The organism is Thermodesulfovibrionales bacterium (genome assembly GCA_035622735.1).
Classification (GTDB): domain Bacteria; phylum Nitrospirota; class Thermodesulfovibrionia; order Thermodesulfovibrionales; family UBA9159; genus DASPUT01.
This window is the reverse complement of the sequence record DASPUT010000080.1, coordinates 1-3,165: the sequence shown is the minus strand read 5'-3', so window position 1 is coordinate 3,165 and position 3,165 is coordinate 1. Positions and strand designations below refer to the sequence as shown.

The 3,165-nt window shown below is 51.5% G+C and carries 4 protein-coding genes; 2 read left to right on the top strand and 2 right to left on the bottom strand.

Annotated features, from left to right (window positions below):
* Nucleotides 1-216: hypothetical protein (locus VEI96_04645; protein ID HXX57267.1), on the top strand; the 216-nt coding region annotated here is incomplete at its 5' end.
* A gap of 295 nt (nt 217-511) precedes the next feature.
* Here the strand turns inward: VEI96_04645 and VEI96_04640 are convergent.
* Nucleotides 512-1,321 carry a mechanosensitive ion channel family protein gene (locus VEI96_04640; GenBank protein ID HXX57266.1) on the bottom strand — a complete coding sequence of 270 codons (810 nt, stop codon included), beginning with the start codon at nt 1,319-1,321 and terminating at the stop codon, nt 512-514.
* A gap of 398 nt (nt 1,322-1,719) precedes the next feature.
* On the opposite strand from VEI96_04640, the gene VEI96_04635 reads away from it, so the two are divergent.
* Nucleotides 1,720-2,214, top strand: coding sequence for a SoxR reducing system RseC family protein (locus VEI96_04635; protein ID HXX57265.1), 495 nt, complete (start codon nt 1,720-1,722; stop codon nt 2,212-2,214).
* A 194-nt stretch (nt 2,215-2,408) separates the two neighbouring features.
* On the opposite strand, the gene VEI96_04630 is transcribed toward VEI96_04635, so the two are convergent.
* A partial coding sequence (locus VEI96_04630) for a putative glycoside hydrolase (GenBank protein ID HXX57264.1) occupies nt 2,409-3,165 on the bottom strand: 757 nt, incomplete at its 5' end.

Sequence of the window (3,165 nt, the reverse complement as noted above, 5' to 3'; positions counted from 1 at the left end):
CAGAACGACCCGTACTGGAAGGACTACATCTACTTTTATGAGTATTTTCAGGGGGACAACGGAGCCGGCCTCAGTGCAAGCCACCAGACAGGATGGACGGGTACGGTGGCCAAGCTGATACAGCTTTTCGGACACCTTGATAGTGGTCGTGTGCTGGAGGGAGGCTCACGGCCCGTAACGAGCGTGTATTTTGGTGAGAAGAAGAAAGGCTGGTAGGGTTATCAGTATATTGCGAAAGAAATCACTGGAGCAAAGGTTTTAGGCGAAGAACAGCATGCTCACAAAGAGCTCCTTCCGGTGGGCTTATGTGATGAGAGGTGATTTTGTAGTGTTAGTCCGAAAAAAGGAGTGAAATGCGTGAACACGAGAAGGTCTCTATCTGCGAGCGCTCTTTGTTCCACGATCCCGCATGCCCTCACAAACACCGGCACCTTTCTTCCGGCAGAGATCTATGTGTGGTTCACCCTAACAGATCAGGCTTCAATTTCCCAAGCTGAGCCTGATGAGCCGCTCAGACGTTCCGAAGTGCCAAATGCTGTTCCGGCACGGGGAAGTTGGCCTCACCAAATGTCTCTCGAATAATACGGTTCGTGTCGAAGAAGACCTGCCAGTAGTGGTCATTATGGACATAAGGCCGTACTGCCAGTACCGGGCCTGCCAGATTGAACTCAAGAATCTCCACGTCGGGAGCAGGGTCTGCCACGACATGGGGGATCTTGGCAAGACGTTCCTTCAGTAGTCTGATGGCCTCTTGGTGGTTCACCCCGTGGTTCAACTGAGCCTTCAGGTCTACGCGCCGATAAGGATTTGCGGTAAAATTTTGGATGTTCCCTGAAAGTATTTTGCTGTTTCCCACAAACGTGCGGATATTATCCATGGTATCGATCGCAGTAACGAGGAGTCCGATCTCTTTGACAGTCCCCATGAGATCACCGACAGACACAAAATCGCCAACCTTGAATGGCCGCAAAAAGATGAGAAAAGCACCCGCCGCTAGATTTCCCAGAAGGCCGCCCCACATGGTTCCGACTGCCAGACCAATACCGGCCAGAAGGGCAGCTATCGACGTTGTTTCTACACCGAAATAGCCGAAGATCGCTATTATCAGAATAATCTTGAGAAGCACTGACACACCCGAAGCAATATAGGTGACAAGGGTAATGTCGATTTGCTTTGCAGTCAGTGCTCGCCTTAAAACGTTCGTTCCGAAACGGATCATCCACGTGCCGATAATCCAGATGACTATTGCTCCCAAAACTTTGAGTCCCAACGCAACTGCCTGTGTGCTGAGGTTCTGCATCATCACGCTGCTCGTTTCCATGACATCCTCCTTTTTACCGTACCAATCGTTCTCATCTCTCAGGCGAATATTGTTCGAGAGGACAACCCGTCATATATTCGACTCCGTTACGCCCATCTGTAATTTTTGCGGAGCACTGACTGTCATACCAGATTCAAATGATCACAAATACACGGCCAAAGAGGTCCAAGCGTATGAAATTCAAGATCACGGATCGTGAATCTGATAAAAGGCTATCAAAAGAAATGGTCGATGGCAAGAGGCAATAGGAGGGTAGCAAATAATTATCAGAAATTGAAACCTGCGTTGACTACAATGTGATCTATCATTCTTGCCCATGCTCACGTCTAAAGTAACTTTCCCGCGAAACCCTGACACAGATCATAGCTTCAATTCCCCTGTCCTGTTATGCTACCGCTATGAAGCCGACGATCCCCGAGACCGGTCAGGTAATCAAGATTGAGGGAGAGAGAGCCGTAGTCATACTCCGGGGAGGAGAAGCCTGCAAGGGCTGCGGTGCGGGAGAGATAGGACTCTGCAGATCTTCCGGAAGTTTTTCGGTACTTTCCGTCAAGAATACCGTCGGTGCCGTGGCCGGAGACTCGGTGAAGATCGGACTGGACCGAAGCGCACACGTCAAGGCCTTTCTCCTGGCCTTTGTCCTCCCATGCCTCGCTTTTCTTTCGGGTTCTGTTATCGGGTATGTCGTCGGTCAGAGATTCTCGATTCCTTCTTTGGCAGAAATCTTCGGATTCGCCTTCCTCGCAGTCTCGGTATTCCCTTCCTTCAAGCGTCTGAGGAAGCTCGATGGGGCATCTTCCCTCATCATCAGCGAAATCGTAGCTGACAGCACCGCAGCAGCGGTCAAGACCGATGAGGAACGGAGGTTCGAGGCTTTCTCAGCAACGCGTTAACTGCTGTGGCATGGGCCTGGACTAAATGCGCTGGTACGGCCCGGCGGCGATGAGGGAGACCTTGCAGAAGATTTTGGGATAAGTCAAAGAAACTGAGGGCTGAAAAGAAAAACGGGGAAATAAGAAGAGGAGGGAGTATATAGCTCCCTCCTCTTCATAAATGAGACATCGTCAGATCGAAATGGCAGACCGCATCAGCCGCCCTTATACGACGCCCCTGTGGACGATGACGCGTCCTTCAGGCCGTCCTTATTGTACACATTTCTCGGATTCCAGAGCATCCAGCCGCCTGAGCCGAATTCTTCTGCTGCCTTTATCTGGCTTCTTATTTCAGGGCCGGAGAAGAACCTCCTGTCGAACGCATAATCCCTGAACGCCTGCAGCCAGGGCCGGAAACGGACGGCAGGGATGTCGGCGCGTTCCCTCGCCCTTTTCAGCGACAGCGAGACGATCTCGTAGGGATGAGCAACGGGATTTCTGTATCCGGGTATGCCGAACTGGAATCCCGACGGATAGAGCATGAGAGATATGTAATCGACGGAGGACTTAACGCTCTCGATCTTCTGTCCTATCTGGGTATCATTGAGGTTCCATGAGACATACCCGAATATGTCCGCAGCGACGAAGACGTTGTAGGGTGATAACCTCCTCCTCGCCTCCGAAAGGAAGTCCGAGATATACTTCACCCTGTTTTCCTCCGTGTTTGCAACGGCGAATTTCAGCCCCTTCCTGTCGGGAAAACGGACATAGTCGAATTGTATCTCATCGAATCCACTCCGTGCCGCCTCGACCGCGATATCGATATTGTAGTCCCAGACTTCTCTCATCGAGGGATCGACCCAGAGGAGGTTCTCCCGGTCATGCCATATTTTGCCGTCTTGGGTTTTTACCGTGAGGTCGGGCCGGGCCGTACCGAGGACGTTGTCCTTGAAGACGACGATTCGCGCTATG